Annotated in this window: 15 protein-coding genes; 8 read left to right on the top strand and 7 right to left on the bottom strand. The window is 72.7% G+C overall.

The window, feature by feature from the left end; translation table 11 throughout:
• The first annotated feature begins 260 nt into the window (after positions 1–260).
• Positions 261–515: a hypothetical protein gene (locus tag RIF89_RS05050; protein ID WP_309068050.1), complete on the top strand. Its 255-nt coding sequence runs from the start codon at positions 261–263 to the stop codon at positions 513–515.
• Between the two features lie 34 nt (positions 516–549).
• Here the strand turns inward: RIF89_RS05050 and RIF89_RS05045 are convergent, their stop codons facing one another.
• A complete protein-coding gene (locus RIF89_RS05045; RefSeq protein ID WP_309068049.1) occupies positions 550–2,151 on the bottom strand; it encodes a protein kinase in 1,602 nt (533 codons plus the stop codon).
• 156 nt (positions 2,152–2,307) lie between these two features.
• Between RIF89_RS05045 and RIF89_RS05040 the strand changes: the two genes are divergently transcribed.
• Positions 2,308–3,405 (top strand): CHAP domain-containing protein, encoded by a 1,098-nt coding sequence (locus RIF89_RS05040; RefSeq protein WP_309068048.1) that lies wholly within the window; start codon positions 2,308–2,310, stop codon positions 3,403–3,405.
• Here RIF89_RS05040 and RIF89_RS05035 read toward each other — a convergent pair.
• The 6 genes from RIF89_RS05035 to RIF89_RS05010 form a co-directional block, all read right to left on the bottom strand.
• Positions 3,395–3,643, bottom strand: coding sequence for a helix-turn-helix transcriptional regulator (locus RIF89_RS05035; protein WP_309068047.1), 249 nt, complete (start codon positions 3,641–3,643; stop codon positions 3,395–3,397). The genes RIF89_RS05040 and RIF89_RS05035 overlap by 11 nt on opposite strands.
• Entirely contained in the window at positions 3,643–4,128 is a 486-nt protein-coding gene (locus RIF89_RS05030; protein WP_309068046.1) for a DUF2975 domain-containing protein, read from the bottom strand. Before RIF89_RS05030 ends, RIF89_RS05035 begins: the two co-directional genes overlap by 1 nt.
• 108 nt (positions 4,129–4,236) lie before the next feature.
• Positions 4,237–5,169, bottom strand: coding sequence for a factor-independent urate hydroxylase (gene pucL / locus RIF89_RS05025; protein ID WP_309068045.1), 933 nt, complete (start codon positions 5,167–5,169; stop codon positions 4,237–4,239).
• A gap of 3 nt (positions 5,170–5,172) precedes the next feature.
• Positions 5,173–5,493, bottom strand: coding sequence for a hydroxyisourate hydrolase (gene uraH / locus RIF89_RS05020; protein WP_309068044.1), 321 nt, complete (start codon positions 5,491–5,493; stop codon positions 5,173–5,175).
• On the bottom strand, positions 5,493–5,999 hold the full coding sequence (gene uraD, locus RIF89_RS05015; protein ID WP_309068043.1) for a 2-oxo-4-hydroxy-4-carboxy-5-ureidoimidazoline decarboxylase: 507 nt from the start codon (positions 5,997–5,999) through the stop codon (positions 5,493–5,495). The genes uraH and uraD overlap by 1 nt, the downstream gene beginning before the upstream one ends.
• Before the next feature lie 56 nt (positions 6,000–6,055).
• On the bottom strand, positions 6,056–6,676 hold the full coding sequence (locus RIF89_RS05010; protein ID WP_309068042.1) for a helix-turn-helix domain-containing protein: 621 nt from the start codon (positions 6,674–6,676) through the stop codon (positions 6,056–6,058).
• Positions 6,677–6,862: 186 nt separating this feature from the next.
• Here RIF89_RS05010 and RIF89_RS05005 point away from each other — a divergent pair, with 186 nt between their 5' ends.
• The 6 genes from RIF89_RS05005 to RIF89_RS04980 all read left to right on the top strand — a co-directional run.
• Entirely contained in the window at positions 6,863–8,596 is a 1,734-nt protein-coding gene (locus tag RIF89_RS05005) for an NCS1 family nucleobase:cation symporter-1 (protein ID WP_309068041.1), read from the top strand.
• A 10-nt stretch (positions 8,597–8,606) separates the two neighbouring features.
• Complete coding sequence (locus RIF89_RS05000; protein ID WP_309068040.1) at positions 8,607–9,419, top strand: aspartate/glutamate racemase family protein; 813 nt, start codon at positions 8,607–8,609, stop codon at positions 9,417–9,419.
• Positions 9,416–10,747, top strand: coding sequence for an allantoinase AllB (gene allB / locus RIF89_RS04995; protein WP_309068039.1), 1,332 nt, complete (start codon positions 9,416–9,418; stop codon positions 10,745–10,747). The genes RIF89_RS05000 and allB overlap by 4 nt, the downstream gene beginning before the upstream one ends.
• Positions 10,744–11,916, top strand: coding sequence for an acetamidase/formamidase family protein (locus RIF89_RS04990; protein WP_309068038.1), 1,173 nt, complete (start codon positions 10,744–10,746; stop codon positions 11,914–11,916). The genes allB and RIF89_RS04990 overlap by 4 nt, the downstream gene beginning before the upstream one ends.
• Positions 11,909–13,504 carry an AtzH-like domain-containing protein gene (locus tag RIF89_RS04985; protein ID WP_309068037.1) on the top strand — a complete coding sequence of 532 codons (1,596 nt, stop codon included), beginning with the start codon at positions 11,909–11,911 and terminating at the stop codon, positions 13,502–13,504. The genes RIF89_RS04990 and RIF89_RS04985 overlap by 8 nt, the downstream gene beginning before the upstream one ends.
• On the top strand, positions 13,501–14,591 hold a 1,091-nt coding region (locus RIF89_RS04980; protein WP_309068036.1), incomplete at its 3' end, for an alanine--glyoxylate aminotransferase family protein. The genes RIF89_RS04985 and RIF89_RS04980, both read left to right, overlap by 4 nt.

Below are 14,591 nucleotides of genomic sequence, written 5' to 3'. Positions count from 1 at the left end.
TCGGTCGCGCGATGCGGCCATGAGACCCACGCCCAGACGGGCGCCGGATCGTTGTGCCACTCGATCGGCCGAGGGCCGTACGCGGCGGCCGGCAGCGTGCACGGGGCGATGTTCGACACGACGATCTCGAGCATCTGCTCGCTGACCTTCGTGCTCCCCACAGAGGAGGAGGCTATGCGGGACGGCGGACATCGCTGGCGCACGCGAGAGCCGCGCGCAAGCCCCTGGCCTCCTCGGGGATCGGTCCCGATGCTCGGATCATGAGCGACGACACGGCCCCGCAGGGGCAGGAACCGGCAGACGACAAGACGATCGCCGACGCGGAGGAGGCGAACCGCCTGGCCGCCGAGCACGGGGTGGCGGATCCCGGCGGACTGCCCGGGCCCGCGAACGCGGAGGGCGAGCCGCCCGTGGACCGTCCCACGGGAACGCTTCCCGCCGAGACCCCCGACGCACACGAGTCTCTCGATGAGAGGATCGACGACGCCACCGAGGAGCTCGGGCCTCCGCAGTAGCGTCGAAGCGCCGCGGAGATGTCCTCTTGCGGGACTACGACGCGGGGCTCTGCGTGGCGGGCGGCTCCTCGGTGGCGGGCGGCGGCGCGGGCTCCTCGGTCGGCAGGGGCTGCTCCTCTGCCTCCTCGGCGTCCTCCTCCGCCTGCTCCTCGGCCTCCTCGGCCGCCTTCTCATCCGCCTTGCGCTGCTCCTCGGCGGCCTTCTCGGCGGCTTTGCGCTGCTCCTCGGCGGCCTTCTCCTCGGCTTTGCGCTGCTCCTCGGCGGCCTTCTCCTCCGCCTTGCGCTGCTCCTCATCAGCCTTGCGCTGGTCTTCGTCCGTGCCGTCCTCGTTCGTGGCGGGGACGGGTACCTCGGCCGGCTGCTGAGAGGGGGGAGCGGTCGTCTCGGGGCTGTCGGTCTGGACGACCGGCGCCACGCCGCGCGACGGGTCCGCCGCTCCCGTGTCGACGTTGCTCAGCGTCCAGGCGCCGAGCCCGATGGCGGCCGCGGCTGCGGCCGCGCCCGTCGCGATCAGCGCGGGACGTCTCCGATTCCGGCGCGGCGCGGCGGCAGCCGTGCCCCCGGCCGCGGCGCTCAAGGACGTGGCCGCGGCACCCGTCGGCATCGCGGTGGTGGCCGGCATCGCGGCGGTCGCGGGGATCGCCTCGGTCGCGGGGATCGCCGCCGTGGGCGCATCCCCGGCGGCCGAGGCCGCGGCGAGACCCGCACCGGCGGCTGCTGCGCCGGGGACGCCGGCACCGGCCGCGGCGCCCAGGCCGGCGGCCGCGATCGGCATGGTGGCATCAGCCTCCTGCGACGCTCGCGATGCGTGCGCGAGCCCGGCGGTCTCCCTCGCGACGTCCGCGGCGGACGGGCGCGCGATCGGATCCGGCGCGGTCATCCGCTCGATGAGCGACGCCCATCCGGCGGGCACGGTGGCGGGGATCCGGGGCCGCGTCGTCTGACGCGCGACGGCGGTCGCGACCGGCGTGGCGCGGGGGAAGGCCGGCTCGCCGGTCAGCGCCTCCAGCAGCATCAGTCCGAGCGCATAGACATCCGTCGCCGGCGTCGGCGCCTCGCCCCGCGCCTGCTCGGGAGCGAGGTACGCGGCCGTGCCCATCACCATGCCGGGGGAGGTCATCCGGTCGCTGTGGAGCAGGTACGCGATGCCGAAGTCCGCGAGCTTGGCGTGGAAGCGGCGGCCCGGCACGTCCGTCGACGCGAGCAGCACGTTCGACGGCTTGACGTCGCGATGCACGATGCCGGCGCGGTGGGCGGCGTGCAGGGCCTCCGCGAGCTCGGTCGCCAGCGCCGCGGTCTCGGCCGGCGGCAGGGGGCCCTCCCGCAGCAGCTGCGACAGCGTCGGGCCGTCGACGAACTCCATCACGAGGTAGTCCTGGCCCGCGCCGATGTGCGCATCGAACAGGGTCACGAGCGCCGGGTGGCTGAGCGAGGCGAGCACGGCCACCTCGCTGCGCGCGCGGGCCGCATCCTCGTCGCCCATGTCGGCGATGAGCTTGATCGCGACGATGCGGCCGAGCGCGGTGTCCTCCGCGCGGTGCACGCGCGACATCCCGCCCGTGCCGATGCACTCGAGAAGGCGGTACCGCCCGTCCAGCATCGCGGCCGTGGGCGATTCGGGTTCGCTTCCGGTCATGTCACCACCGTACGGACACCCGCTGGGCGGGCAATGTGGTTGACAAGCCGCGCGACGGGTGGGGCGGGTCGCGCTGGCCGGGAGGCCGCACGCGCTTGTCGGCCGCGGAACCGATAGGGTTCCGCGGGGCGGTGTACGCCACAGAAGGGGAGTGACGTGACGATCGTCGACCGTGCGGCCAGCCTGCGCGTCCGGACCGTGACGACCGTGCTGACGGTGCTCGCGCTGCTCGTCGCGTCCCTTGTCTTCAGCCCGCGCGCGGAGGCGATCACCTGGGGCCCGAAGCTCTGCGACGGGTTCGCGGCCTGCGCGAAGGCGGGGCTGGGCAGCGCCGGGTACGACAAGGTCTACAAGCAGTCCTTCTGGAACATGATCGCCGGACACAACTGCACGAACTACGTCGCGTACCGCATGCAGAAGGCCGGCGTCACGCGCTTCGTGCGCTACGGCAACGCGTACCAGTGGGGCGCCGAGGCCAAGCGGGCCGGCCTGACGGTAGAGAAGGGCACGCCGCGCGTCGGCGACGTCGCGTGGTGGGACCGCAACGCGATTGGCGGCTCCGGCCTCGGGCACGTCGCCTATGTCGAGTCGGTCGACGTCAAGGCCGGCACCTTCACGGTCTCGGAGGACAACTACAGCGCCGACTTCGACTGGCGCCGGTACAGGATCAGCGAGGTGTCGGGGTTCATCCGCGTCGGCAAGGCGGCGCCCGTGCAGAAGATCACCGGCGCCGTGCCGACCATCTCGGGCTCCGCGACGGTCGATGGCACCCTGACCGCTGTTCCCGGCGCCTGGGGCCCTTCGGGCGTCACGCTCGCCTACCAGTGGCTGCGCAACGGCTACGCGATCGCCGGCGCGACGAGGTCGACGTATCGCGTCACGGCGGCGGATGCGTCCACGAAGCTGAGCGTGCGCGTGACGGGCTCGAAGTCCGGCCTGACCGCCCTCGCCCGTACGAGTGCGGCCGTCACCGTGGCCGTGCCGAAGGTGACCGGTGCCGTGCCGCTCGTCGCCGGCACCCTGCGCGCCGGCTCGACGCTGGCCCTGAACCCGGGCACGTGGGGCCCCTCGGGGGTCAAGATCACGTATCAGTGGCTGCGCAATGGCCGCCCGATCCCGGGCGCCGTCTCGCGCACGTATCGTCTCGTCACGGCCGACATCGCGAAGGTCGTCACGGTGCGCGTCACCGGCGTGAAGTCGGGACTCGCGACGCTCGCGCGCACGAGCGCCGCCGGGGGCGTCGTCACGCGGTAGCCGCGCCGGACTCCGCCGCGTCGGTGGCCGGGGCGTCCGGCTCCCAGCGCAGCACGTCGCCGGGCTGACACTCCAGCACGCGACAGATCGCATCCAGCGTCGTGAAGCGCACGGCCTTGGCCCGCCCGTTCTTCAGCACGGCGAGGTTCGCGGGCGTGATGCCGACGCGCTCGGCGAGCGTGCCGACCGCCATCTTGCGCCGCGCGAGCATGACGTCGACGTCGACGATGATCGCCATCAGATCACCTCGTCCAGCTCGGAGCGCAGGGTGCGCGCCTCGGTCTCTCGGTCCATCGCCTGCTGCAGCAGCCGCCGCATCACGACGACGAGCAGGGCGACGCCGGCCGTCACGAGCGAGGCGCCGCACACGAGCGCGACGACGCCCGGCGCCGCGGGGCCGATCGCCAGCAGCACGGCCAGCGCGAACGTCACGACCGCGTCGAAGGCGATGGCGCCGATGATCACGTCGACCCAGCGGAACGCGGCGGGGGAGAAGACGGATCCGCGGCGCACCATCGTCAGCAGCCGCCAGATGCATACGGCGCAGATCTGCAGACCCAGGATCCACAGCGCGGCGATCGCGATGAGCGCGATCCGGCCCCACAGCACCTCGCCCGCGAGATCGATCCACAGCAGGGGCAGGATCACGGTCTGCACGACGAGCGAGCCGGCGAGCGAGAGCGCGATCACGATCTGCAGCGCCAGGACGACGTACTTGCTCATTCGGCCTCCTTCATCGAAGAACGGGATGAATCTATCGAAAACCGATAGATAGCGCAACGTCTCGATGGAGCGGCACCCGACGACGGAGGCGGCGAGAAGCGCGAGGCGTCAGACGAACGACGGGACGTCCCGCCACGCGTCGGGAGCCCCCGCGACGCCGTCCCGCACGACCGTGCCCTCGATCAGTCCGTAGGGGCGATCGTCCGCGATGAACACCTCGCCGGGGTTGTCGAGGCCGAACCGCGCGAGGTCGTACACGAAGTGGTGCTTGTTCGGCATCGCGAACCGGATCTCCGCCAGCTCGGGCCGCGTCTCGATCGCCGCGCGACCCATCTCGAACAGCGTCTGCTGCAGTGCGAGCGAATGCACGACGGCGAACTGCTCCAGCAGCACGCGCGTGACGTCGGCGAAGACGGCGTTGTAATCGACGCCCGCCGCCACCGCATCGGGGAGATAGCGCCAGCGTGCCGTCACCGACGTCGCCATGATCCGGTCGCTCGTCTCGGGAAGCGTCGTGAACGCGGTCTTCGGATAGCCGCGGAACTCGGATCCGGTCGACTTCAGCACGACGAGGTCCTTGACGCCCCCCGTGACGTGCGTCGCGCCGTCCACCACCTGCACGCTCGCCAGGCGCGTGCCCCCGCCGGTGCGCACGAACGAGTGGTCGTGGCCCGATCCGTCGACGAGGATCCGCTCCCACGTGTACTGCTCGGCCTGCCACAGCCCGCCCTCGATCCAGTCGAACGAGTCCGTGAAGTGCTGGGACAGGATCGTCAGGAACCGCTCGGGCGAGCCGACGCCGTGCGTCTTCGCCAGCGCGAACACCGTGTTCTTCTGCGTGTCGGTCGCGACGATCCGCGAGTTGTCGCCCGTGAGGAACGAGCCCGCGAGCGCCTCGCCGCGCAGCTGCGACGTGATGCTGAGGTCCTCGATCTCGTGTCGCGTGGTGTCGCGGGTGATCCGCACCAGGCGGTTCTCGGCCTTGCCGTACTTGTTGGCGCCCAGGTGCACGGCGACGCCGGGGGCGGGCTGGTCCGACATCTGTCAGCTCCCTCTGTAGGTCGAGTACGCGAACGGACTGAGCAGGATCGGCACGTGCAGATGCCGCTCGTCCGAGACGGTGAAGGTCACCGTCACGTACGGGTAGAACGCCGTCACGCCGGCCGCGGCGAAGTACGGCGCGGTCTCGAAGCGCAGCGTGTAGTCGCCCGGCGCCAGCAGGTCCGGCCCGAGCCCCGCGCGTCCGTCGGCATCGGTCGTGCTCGCCGCGATCGGATCCCCGGCGGCGGTCGTCAGCGCGAGGCCGACGCCCGGCGCGGGCGTCCCCCTCGCGGCGTCCAGCACGTGGGTCGTCAGATGCGGCATCACGCCTCCTCCTCGGTGACGGTCGATCGCAGGCGCAGGACGGCGATCTCGGCAAGCTGCCCCGCCGCCTCACGCCACTCGGCCTCCGGGTCGTTGCCCAGCCGGCGCTGGAGCGCGGCGAGCATCTCCTCGGGCGAGCGCCCCGCCGCCCGGATCAGGAACACGCGCCCGAAGCGCCGCTCGTACTCGGCGTTGCCGGCGGCGATGCGAGCGGCTGTGCTCGCGTCCGCCTCCGTCATCGCGCTCTGCTCGCGACGGGAGTGCGCGGCATCCGACCCGGCGCCGGAGGCGCGCTCGCCGATCCTCGGGTGCTGTGCCAGCGCGGCGTCGAGGTCGTCCTGCGTCCAGTCGGCGGTCAGCTCGGCGGCGCGCGCCTCGAGGGCTGCGGCCGACGCGAAGGGCCGCTCGGAGACGATCCGGTCGATCCACCATGGCACGTCCGCCCAGACGCGCACCACGGTGGCCGCGTCGTCAGCGGGCAGTCGGTCGAAGTCGGTCAGCAGCACGGGGTCAGGCTAGCCGGGGCGGTGTTTCGCGCCGGTTACGCCGCCGTGCGCGAGCGTCAGCGGTCCGGATGGACGATGAGCCAGCGCGCGACGGCCGGCTCGGATCCGGTGTTGTGCAGCCGATGCGGTACGTCGCACGGGTAGCTGATGGTGTCGCCCGCGCGCAGGACCACGATCTCGTCCGTGAAATCGATCGTGAGCTCGCCGGAGAGCACCTCGCCCACCTCGTAGCCCTCGTGGCGGAACAGGCGGTCCTTGCCCGTGGCCGTGCTGCCCGGTGGGTACACCGATTCGAAGTAGTCGATGCCCGGGCTGTCCCCGGGAGCGAGTCGGCGGAACGTCACGCCGCCGCCGAGGGGGAGGGCGACGGCGTCCGCCGCACGCGTGATCGCATAGCCCGCGGCGTCGCCCGGCGAGGCCTCGTCACGCGCGGGCCCGAACACCGTCGCGAGCGGCACGCCCAGCGCATCCGTGATCGCGATCAGCCGCGACACGCTCGGCTGCATCACGCCGCGCTCGATCTGCGACATCGCGCTCGTCGAGATGCCCAGGCGCCGCGCCAGGTCGGAGACCGACACCCCGGCCCGGGCGCGCATCTCGCGCAGGCGCCTGCCGACGTGCCGGCGTGCGTCGTCGGGAGCGGCGCCGGCGGGCGCATCCAGCTCGGGTGCGGTCACGCCGTCATGGTAGCCGGGCCGCGGTGACGCGTTCCCCGGAACGATTTACGTCCGCGAAACAGGACCGACACGGCTCCGGAAAGCGTGAAGCGATAACTTCACAGCCACGAACCGTCGTCCGGAGAGAGCATCCCGCTCCGGAGCTTCCACCCCCGACTGATCCTCCCGATCCGGAAAGGCTCCACCGTGACTGAGACCACCGCGACCCCCGTCCCACCCCTCACCAGACCACAGGACATCATCGAGGCCGCGGGGCATCCCGTCGGCTCCGGCAACATGCGCCCGGGCTACGACCGGCGCCTCGCCAACGAGGACCTCGCCCCGCTGCGGAAGCAGAAGTGGTCGTCGTACAACATCTTCGCGTTCTGGATGAGCGACGTGCACTCTGTCGGCGGCTACGTGACGGCCGGGTCGCTGTTCGCGCTCGGGATCGCGAGCTGGCAGGTGCTGATCGCGCTCGTCGTCGGCATCCTCATCGTGCAGGTCTTCGCCAACCTCGTCGCCAAGCCCAGCCAGCGCACGGGCGTGCCCTACCCGGTCGTGAACCGGTTCCTGTTCGGCATCAAGGGCGCGAACGTCCCAGCCGTGATCCGTGGCATCATCGCGATCGCCTGGTACGGCGTGCAGACGTTCCTCGCCGCCGAGTCGCTCAACATCATCTTCCTCAAGTTCATCCCCGGCAGCGCTGCGCTGCTCGAGCCCAGCTTCCTCGGGCTGAACGCGCTCGGCTGGATCTCGTACGCCATCCTGTGGGTCGCGCAGGCCGCCGTGTTCTGGAACGGGATGGAGGCGATCCGCCGCTTCATCGACTGGGCGGGCCCCGCCGTCTACGTCGTGATGATCGTGCTGGCGGTCTACCTCGTGTCGCAGGCGGGCTGGGAGAACATCAGCCTCGACCTGTCCAGCGGCGAGCCGCTGGGCTTCTGGGCCTCCATCCCCGTCATGCTCACCGCGATCGCGATCGTCGTGTCCTATTTCTCGGGCCCGATGCTGAACTTCGGCGACTTCGCGCGCTACGGCAGGTCGTTCGCGGCCGTCAAGCGCGGCAACTTCTGGGGCCTGCCGATCAACTTCCTGTTCTTCTCCATCCTGACCGTCATCACGGCGTCCGCGACCGTGCCGGTGTTCGGCGAGCTGATCACCGACCCCATCCACACCGTGGAGCGGATCGACCACTGGTTCGCGATCCTGCTCGGCGGCCTCACGTTCGTGACCGCCACGGTCGGGATCAACATCGTGGCCAACTTCATCTCGCCCGCGTTCGACTTCTCCAACGTCGCACCGCACCGCATCAGCTGGCGCATGGGAGGCATGATCGCGGCGGTCGGATCCGTGATCCTGACGCCCTGGAACTGGTACGGCAACGACCAGGCGATCCACTACTCGCTCGGCATCCTCGCCGCGCTGATCGGACCGCTGTTCGGCATCCTGATCGCCGGCTACTACGTCATCGCGCGGCAGCGGATCCACGTGGACGACATGTACACGATGGACGAGGGCGCCCGGTACTGGTACCGCCGCGGCTACAACCCCAATGCCATGTGGGCGCTGCTGGCGGCGGGCGTGCCGACCATCGCGGTCGCGATCGTGCCGAAGTCGCTGGTGTTCGCGGGAGTGCTCGACGCGGGCTGGGGCGCGATCAGCGACTTCAGCTGGTTCGTCGGCTGCGGCCTCGGCTTCGCGTTCCTCGTGCTGTTCGAGCGGCTGCACCCGCGGGTGCCGACGCTCGACGGCGAGACCGCCGGGGTCTCCGACGGGCGCACGCCCGACGTCCTCGAGGGGTACCCCGACACCGCGACCGCGGCCCTCGCGATCGTCGAGGCCGAGGGGACGCTGCGCTCGGGGGAGACCGCGCAGCCCGACACGGCCGCGCACGCCGCGTCCTTCGAGCAGCCCGCGCCGGCCGGCGCCAAGGAGTGACACCCACCGCATGCGCATCACGCTGATCAACCCCAACACCTCCCGGGCGATGACCGACAAGATCGGCCGTGCCGCCCGGGAGGTCGCGGGCCCCGACGTCGAGATCGCGGCCGTGTGCCCGGCCGCGGGCCGCGGCCCGTCGGCCGTCGAGAGCCATGTCGACGAGGCCTACGCTTCCGTCGCGGTGATCGAGGCGATCCGCGCCGACCTGGCACGCGGCGGCAGCGACGGCTACGTGATCGCCTGCTTCGGCGATCCCGGTCTGGACGCCGCGCGCGAGCTCGTGGACGTGCCGGTCGTCGGCATCGCCGAGGCCGCGATGCACGTCGCGGCCCTCGCGGGGCGCTCGTTCGGGATCGTCACGACCCTGTCGCGCACGCTCGGCCGCGCCCGCGACCTGCTCGCCCGCTACGGCGCCGAACGGGCCTGCGTCGCGGCGTACGGGTCGGGCGTCGCCGTGCTCGACCTCGAGGACTCCGGATCCGCCGCCTTCGCCGAGATCCTCGGCTGGTGCGAGCGCGCGGTCGACGCCGACGGCGCCGACACGATCGTGCTGGGCTGTGCGGGGATGGCGGATCTGTGCCACCGTCTCGAGGCGCGCCTCGGCGTGCCGGTCGTCGACGGCGTCGCGGCGGCGGTCGGACTCGTCACGGCCATGGCCCGCATGGGCGTCGGCGTCAGCAAGCGCGACGAGTACGCGGCACCGCCGCGGCGCCGAGGCGGCGGGGACGACGCTCTCGTCCTCGGGGCGCCGCCGAGCGCACCGGATGTCCCGACCTCCGAAACAGCCGCGACATCCGACGTCGATAGCGTGAGGACGTGAGCCCGCTGACACCCCTGTCCCTCGCCGCGCGACGGACCTTCATCGACGGAGCGTTCGAGCCCGCCACCGTGCGGATCGCCGACGGCCGGATCGCCGGCGTGGCGCCGTTCGATCCCTCGGCCGACGTGGTGCTCGAGGACCGGGAGGTGCTGCTGCCGGGTCTGGTCGACAGCCACGTGCACCTGAACGAACCCGGCCGCACAGACTGGGAGGGCTTCGAGACCGGCACGGCGGCCGCGGCCGCCGCCGGCATCACGACGGTGGTCGAGATGCCGCTCAACAGCATCCCCGTCACGACGTCGCCCGATGCGCTCGCTACCAAGCGCGCCGCCGCGCGGGGCAAGCTCGCCGTCGACGTCGCATATTGGGGCGGCGCCGTCCCCGAGAACCTCGGCGCGCTGGGCGCACTGCTCGATGCGGGCGTCGTGGGGGTGAAGTGCTTCCTCGCGCCGAGCGGCATCGACGAGTTCGGCCACCTCGACGCCGCGCAGGTCGAGGCGGCGCTGGCCGAGCTCGCCCCGCGCGACGGCCTGCTGATCGCGCACGCCGAGGTCGACGAGCACCTGGGCGAGGCGCACGGCCCGGTCTTCCGCGACTTCGTCGCCACGCGTCCGCCCGCCGCGGAGGTCGAGGCGATCCGGATCGTGATCGCGGCCGCGCGCCGCACGGGCGCCCGCGCGCACATCGTGCACGTCTCCGCCGCCGACGCACTCGCGGACGTGCGCGCGGCGCAGGCGGAGGGCGTGCGGATCACCGTGGAGACCTGTCCGCACTACCTCGCGCTGCGCGAGGAGGACGTGCCCGACGGATCCGGCGTGTTCAAGTGCTGCCCGCCCATCCGCGACGGCGCCAATCGCGACCGGCTGTGGGAGGGCGTGCTCGACGGCACGATCGCCGCGATCGTGAGCGACCACTCGCCCGCCACGGCCGACCTGAAGCAGAAGTCCGACCTGGGCGAGGCCTGGGGCGGCATCGCGGGCGTGCAGACGGGCCTGTCCGCCGTATGGACCGAGGCGCGTCGCCGCGGCATCCCGCTGGAGCGCATCCTGCCCCTGTTCACCACCGGCCCCGCCGACCTCGTCCGGCTGCCCGATCGCGGGCGGATCGCGGTCGGCGCGCCCGCGCACCTCGCGGTGTTCGACCCCGACCTGCCGTTCACGGTCGACGCGGCCGAGCTGGAGTACCGCAACAAGCTCTCGCCGTGGCACGGCGCCGACCTCACCGGGGCCGTGACCGAGACGTGGCTGCACGGCCGTGCCGTCTACCGCCGCGGCGAGGGCGTCCTGGTGCGCGCGGGGCGCGACGTGCTGGCGGGAGGAGCCTCGTGAACACGAACCGCTACGGCCTGACCACCGAGCGGCCGACCTTCGCGCCGCTTCCGATCCTGCAGTCGGGGGAGGGCGTGCCCGACGGTGCGACATACCTGCCCGCCGGCCCAGACACGATCCTGTGGGGCCGGCTGCCCTGCCGCACCGACGCACCCGTGCTGTCGATCGCGTCGGGCGAGACGGTCGTGATCGACACCGTCAGTCACGAGGGCACGCTGCCCGACCAGGGGCAGGATCCCGCCGCCTTCTTCGCGAGCCACGGCGTCGCGGACGGCGCGGTGCTGCGTGACGCGATCGAGATCGCCGCGCACTGCCCGCGCGATCCCGCCCTCGACGGACCGCACATCGTCACGGGGCCGATCCGCGTCGAGGGAGCCCGGCCGGGCGACCTGCTCGCCATCACGGTGGAGCGGCTGCAGCCGCGCGTGCCGTACGGCGTCATCTCCAACCGCCACGGCAAGGGCGCCCTGCCGGGCGAGCTGCCGAGATCCGGCTCGACCGTGAGCGTCTTCACGCCCGTGGAGGAGCGCGACGGGCGCCTGGTCGGCACGCTGCCGGTCGTCGAGGGCGGGCCCCGCACGGTGACGCTGCCCATCGCGCCGTTCCTCGGCACGATGGGCGTCGCACCGGCGTCCGACGAGCGCCCGCACTCGGTGCCGCCCGCCGCCTACGGCGGCAACATCGACGTCAAGCTGCTCGTCGAGGGCACCACCCTGTACCTGCCCGTGCAGGTCGAGGGCGCGCTGGCGTTCGTGGGCGACCCGCACTTCGCGCAGGGCGACGGCGAGGTCGCGCTCACGGCGCTGGAGGCGTCGCTGCGCGCGACGCTGCGTTTCGACGTCGTGCCGCGCGAGGCCGCGCTGGCGGCGTTCGGCGAGGTGACGGGGCCGCTCGTCCGCACGCCCGAGTACCTGGTGCCGACCGGACTCGACCCCGATCTCGGCGAGGCCATGCGCGGCGCCGTGCGCGCGGCGCTGTCGCTCATCCGGTCCCGCTGGGGGATGGAGGAGCACCTGGCGTACGCCTATCTGTCGGCCGCGACCGACTTCGACGTCTCGCAGGTCGTCGACATCACGGCGGGCGTGCATGCGCGGATCCGGATCGCGGACTTCGCCGGTGTCGAGAGCGCGCGCTTCCCGGAGCAGGCGGAGGAGGCCCGCCGTGGCTGAGATCGAGCGGAGCGTCGCGGGCGCCGAGACGGTGCCCGAGGACCTCCTCGACGCCTTCCTCGCGTACGAGCGGGCGATCCTGTCCAACGACCTGGACGCGCTGGATGCGTGGTTCGCGCCCGGGCCCGACACGATGCGCGGCGATGACGCCGGCCTGCTCGTGGGGCACGACACGGTCAGCGCGTTCCGCGCGCAGCGCGGCGGCGTGAGCGCCCGCGTGATCGAGCGGATCGAGCATCGCGCGCTCGCCGAGGACGTCGCGCTGATCGTCTCGACCTCCCGCTTCCTCGCCGGGGGACGCGGCCTGCAGACGCAGGTCTGGACGCGCACGGCGGAGGGCTGGCGGATCACCGCGGCCCACGTCTCGCCGCGGCCGAAGGCGTTCGACCGCGCCGTGTGGCGCACGGTCGGCGATCCGCTGTTCCAGGGCGCGTGGCAGGGTCCGCTCGCGGGACTCACGGTCGCGGTGAAGGACCTGTTCGCGATCAGGGGCTACCGGATCGGCGCGGGCAACCCCGCGTACCTCGAGTCGGTCAAGGCCGAGACCCGCACGGCGCCCGCTGTCGGCGACCTGCTGCGCGGCGGCGCGTCGCTGCGCGGCATCGCCCGCACCGACGAGTTCGCGTACTCGATCGCGGGCGACAACTCGCACTACGGCACCCCGCCCAACGGGGCGGTGCCCGGAGCGCTGCCCGGCGGATCGTCGAGCGGGCCCGCATCGGCCGTCGCGACCGGCCAGGCCGACATCGGGCTGGCCACCGACACCGCCGGATCCATCCGCGTGCCCGCGTCGTACCAGGGGCTCTGGGGCCTGCGCACCACGCACGGACTGGTGCCGCGGCAGGGCCTGCTGCCGCTGGCGCAGTCGTTCGACACCGTGGGCTGGATCGCGCGCGACGGCGCGACGCTGCAGCGGGTCGCCGACTGGTGCCTGAGCTACGACGGCTCGGCGTCGACCGAGAACGCCGAGGGCGAGAGCGGCGCGGGCCTGCCACACCGGTTCGTCGTCCCCGAGGAGGTGCTCGAGGCGACCGAGCCCGCTACGCGAGCGGCGTTCGAGGCGCTGCTGGGCCGGCTCGGGATCGCGGCCGAGCGCGTCCGGATCGGCGACCTCGCCGGGTACCACGATCCGTTCCGCATCGTGCAGGGTGCCGAGGCCTGGCGCAACAACGGCGAGTGGCTCCGTGCCCATCCCGGCGCGACAGGCTCGGCCGTCGCCGAGCGCTTCCGCGATGCGGCCGCGATCACGTCCGAGCAGGAGCACGCTGCCCGCGAGGCGCTCGCCGTCCTGAAGACGCGGATCGACGCCGTCGTGCGAGACGCGACGATGATCCTGCCGACCACGCCCGGCCCCGCGCCCCTGCGGACGTCCGACGGTGCCCGGGTGGCCGCCGTGCGCACCGCCACGCTGCGGATGACCACACCCGCGGCCGTCGCCGGCATCCCCGCGCTGTCGGCGCCGCTGCTGACGGTCGACGCGCGGATGGGACCCGCCCCGGTCGGCGTGTGCCTCGCGTCGCGCGCCGGCACCGACATCGCCCTCGTCCGGCTCGCGCGCGAGCTTTCATCCCCCCTGGAGACCTCATGACGATCGACCCGCTCGACCCGCCCGCCCGGCTGCTGATGGGGCCGGGGCCGATCTCGGCCTATCCCAGCGTGCTGCGGGCAATGGGGGCGCCTCTCGTCGGCCAGTACGACCCGTTCATGACGGCCGCGATGGCCGACACGCAGGAGCTCTACCGCCAGGTCTGGGCGACGCAGAACGATGCCACGCTGCTGATCGACGGCACCTCCCGCGCGGGCATCGAGGCCGCACTGGTCTCGCTCATCCGGCCCGGCGACCGCGTGCTCGTGCCCGTGTTCGGACGGTTCGGACACCTGCTCGCCGAGATCGCCGAGCGCGCGCTCGCCGAGGTGCACACGATCGCCGTCGAGTGGGGGCAGGTGTTCCCGGTCTCGGCGATCGAGGAGGCGATCGTGCGCGTCCGGCCGCACGTGCTCGCGCTCGTGCAGGGCGACACCTCCACGACCATGAACCAGCCGCTGGACGAGGTGGGCGCGCTGTGCGCCGCGCACGGCGTGCTGTTCTACACCGACGCGACCGCGTCGCTCGGCGGCAACCCGTTCGAGGCCGACGCGTGGGGCGTCGACGCCGCGACCGCCGGACTGCAGAAGTGCCTCGGCGGGCCGAGCGGATCCGCCCCGATCACGCTGTCCGATCGCGCCGTCGAGGTGATCCGGCAGCGGAAGCGGATCGAGGCGGGCATCCGGGAGGAGGGCGACGAGAGCGCCGCCGACTTCATCCGGTCGAACTACTTCGACCTCGGAATGGTGCTGGACTACTGGGGTCCGCGTCGCCTGAACCACCACACGGAGGCGACGTCCATGCTGTACGCGGCGCGCGAGTGCGCGCGCGTGATGCTCGCCGAGGGCCGTGACGCCGTGATCGAGCGGCATCGGGTGGCGGGCGCCGCGATGCTCGCGGGCGTCGAGGGACTGGGGCTGAAGGTCTTCGGCGACGTGGCGCACAAGATGAACAACGTCGTGGCGGTGGAGATCCCGGACGGCGTGCCGGGCGACGCCGCGCGCGCCGCGCTGCTGACCGACTTCGGCATCGAGATCGGCACGTCCTTCGGCCCGCTGCACGGGCGCGTGTGGCGCATCGGGACCATGGG

Origin of the sequence: Microbacterium sp., assembly GCF_031178525.1 — a bacterium.
Lineage (GTDB): Bacteria > Actinomycetota > Actinomycetes > Actinomycetales > Microbacteriaceae > Microbacterium.
Note: the sequence above shows the minus strand (reverse complement) of the source record. Positions and strands in the feature narration are given on the sequence as shown.

Excerpts from the sequence above, each read along its gene's own strand:
- RIF89_RS05050 (WP_309068050.1), top strand. The coding sequence starts at position 261 with ATGAGCGACGACACGGCCCCGCAGGGGCAGGAACCGGCAGACGACAAG.
- RIF89_RS05045 (WP_309068049.1), bottom strand. The coding sequence starts at position 2,151 with ATGACCGGAAGCGAACCCGAATCGCCCACGGCCGCGATGCTGGACGGG.
- RIF89_RS05035 (WP_309068047.1), bottom strand. The coding sequence starts at position 3,643 with ATGGCGATCATCGTCGACGTCGACGTCATGCTCGCGCGGCGCAAGATG.
- RIF89_RS05030 (WP_309068046.1), bottom strand. The coding sequence starts at position 4,128 with ATGAGCAAGTACGTCGTCCTGGCGCTGCAGATCGTGATCGCGCTCTCG.
- pucL (WP_309068045.1), bottom strand. The coding sequence starts at position 5,169 with ATGTCGGACCAGCCCGCCCCCGGCGTCGCCGTGCACCTGGGCGCCAAC.
- uraH (WP_309068044.1), bottom strand. The coding sequence starts at position 5,493 with ATGCCGCATCTGACGACCCACGTGCTGGACGCCGCGAGGGGGACGCCC.
- RIF89_RS05000 (WP_309068040.1), top strand. The coding sequence starts at position 8,607 with ATGCGCATCACGCTGATCAACCCCAACACCTCCCGGGCGATGACCGAC.